The following is a 2,279-nucleotide window of genomic DNA, read 5'->3' as shown; positions in this document are numbered from 1 at the left end:
TGATTAAAATTTCACTTTACCGCTGTAAAATTGCATGTTTCGCTTCTTTTAGCTGTGTAAGATGTCTTTGTTCGTGTAAATCCAGAAATTGAACCCATTGATATAAATTCAAATCATTAAAAATAGGATGTTTTAATCCATTTTCAAATAATTCTTTTTCATCTATCACACTATGAAGTGCATGAAATAATTCTTGTCGTGAATGTTCTAGTAATTGAATTCCTTGCAGTTTTTTCATTAATGTTTCTGTTGGTTTCATTTGTTGAGGAGCTTCTCGTTTATGTGTGCGATCAAGCGTAAGTTGGAGGTCTTTAAATGGAGCAAGTTTTCTTTCTTTTTTTTGCAAAGCATATACAAGGGCAGATGTGACAGACTGTTCAACTAAATGCAAATGATGCAAAATTTGAATAATACTCCATTTATCACGGCGTGGCTTTACATTCACCTCCGTATCATTTAACATTTCAATTTCTGATAACAGCGTGCTTCGTGTAGACTGTAATGAGTGGACTAAAGTTTCTAAACTAACATCCATATTAGATTGAAGCATAGTGCTTTCCCCCTTTTTGTTGGTGAAAAGGGGTGCTCCCCATTAGAAACACCCCTAAAATAATTCTGAATTTTCTTTTATTATCTCATCATTTTTCCATTATGTCGATGTTAAACATGTGAAAAAAGTGCATGTTTTTTACAATTTTGTGTCGTCAACAGCACGTAACCACTCTTCAATTTCTGTAATTACACTTTTTACACACCCTTCAGCGAATGGTGATGTTAAATTTGCAACTTCTACTAATTCTAAGAATGATTTACTTCCACCTTGCTGACAAAGATTCACATAATCTTCCCAAGCCTCTTGTCTATTATCTCTTGCACGTTTCCAAAATTGCAGTGCACAAATTTGAGCTAACGTGTAGTCAATATAATAGAACGGTGAGCTATAAATATGGCCTTGACGTTGCCAGAAACCACCACGCTCTAAATAATCATTATCTTCATAATCACGATGTGGTAAATACTTCTTCTCTATGTTACGCCATGCTGACTTACGTTCTGCTGGCGATGCTTCTGGATTTTCATATACATAATGTTGATATTCATCTACAGATACACCGTACGGTAAAAATAGAAGTGCTGAACTTAAGTGTGAGAAGTAATATTTATCCGCATCTTCTTCAAAGAATAACTTCATCCATGGCCATGTAAAGAATTCCATACTCATTGAATGGATTTCACACGCTTCATATGTTGGCCAATTATATTCTGGAATTTCATACTTACGACTTTCATATACTTGGAAAGCATGACCAGCTTCATGTGTTAATACATCAATATCACCAGACGTTCCATTAAAGTTTGAGAAGATGAATGGCGCTTTATAATTCTCGATATATGTACAATATCCACCACCAGCTTTTCCTTTTTTCGCAACTAAATCTAATAAATCATTATCTAGCATGAAATTAAAAAATTCATCTGTTTCAGCTGATAATTCTTTATACATCGTTTTCCCGTGATTAATAATCCAATCGGCATCGCCTTTTGGAGTTGGATTACCTGTAGCAAAATCAAAGTTTTCATCATAATAAGCGAGCTTTTCTACACCAATGCGTGCTTTTTGTCTATTTCTTAACTCTGTTGCAACCGGAACGATATAATCTAATACTTGCTGACGATAGTTCGCTACCATTTCAGCGTTATAATCTGTCCGATACATTCTTGCATATCCTAATTCAACAAAGTTTTTAAAACCAAGTGTTTTTGCGATTTTCGTTCTCACTTTAACAAGCTCATCATAAATACGATCTAACTCTTCCTCATTCTCAGCTAAAAATCCGTAGTATGCTTCACTTGCTGCTTTACGTTCGCTTCTTTCTTTTCCTTGCATAAACGGAATAAGTTGCGATAACGTTCTTTCTTCTCCTGCAAAGTCAATTTTTGCAGATGCTAATAACTGTGTATATTGTGAAGACAATTTATTCTCTAATTGTAAATCTTTCACTACTTCATCTGAATATGTTTTTAAATCACATTCAGCTAGAGCAAATAATTGCTTTCCATAATACGCTTCTAATTCTTCACGGAATGGAGAATTAATTAACGCCTTATAATATTTTGTTCCATAGCCTTGCACAACTGGTGAGTATTCATCAAAGAAATCTTGCTCTTCCTTATAAAAAGCATCTGTTGTATCAACAGAATGGCGAATGTAACAAAGGTTCCCCATTGTACCAAAATCATTACGAATTTCATTAATTGAATTAATTACTTGTTGTTGT

Annotated in this window: 2 protein-coding genes; both read right to left on the bottom strand. The window is 34.1% G+C overall.

The genetic code is table 11. The features are described from left to right. Positions 1-16: 16 nt before the first annotated feature. Positions 17-550 carry a DinB family protein gene (locus V7038_RS21995; RefSeq protein ID WP_002149622.1) on the bottom strand — a complete coding sequence of 178 codons (534 nt, stop codon included), beginning with the start codon at positions 548-550 and terminating at the stop codon, positions 17-19. A 138-nt stretch (positions 551-688) separates the two neighbouring features. After that, positions 689-2,279, bottom strand: a 1,591-nt coding sequence (locus V7038_RS21990) for a M3 family oligoendopeptidase (protein ID WP_335695632.1), incomplete at its 5' end; no start/stop codon positions are given.

Source organism: Bacillus sp. JJ783, from assembly GCF_036963225.1.
GTDB classification, from domain to species: domain Bacteria; phylum Bacillota; class Bacilli; order Bacillales; family Bacillaceae_G; genus Bacillus_A; species Bacillus_A cereus_U.
The sequence above is the reverse complement of the archived record's forward strand: the minus strand, read 5'-3'. Positions and strand labels throughout refer to the sequence as shown.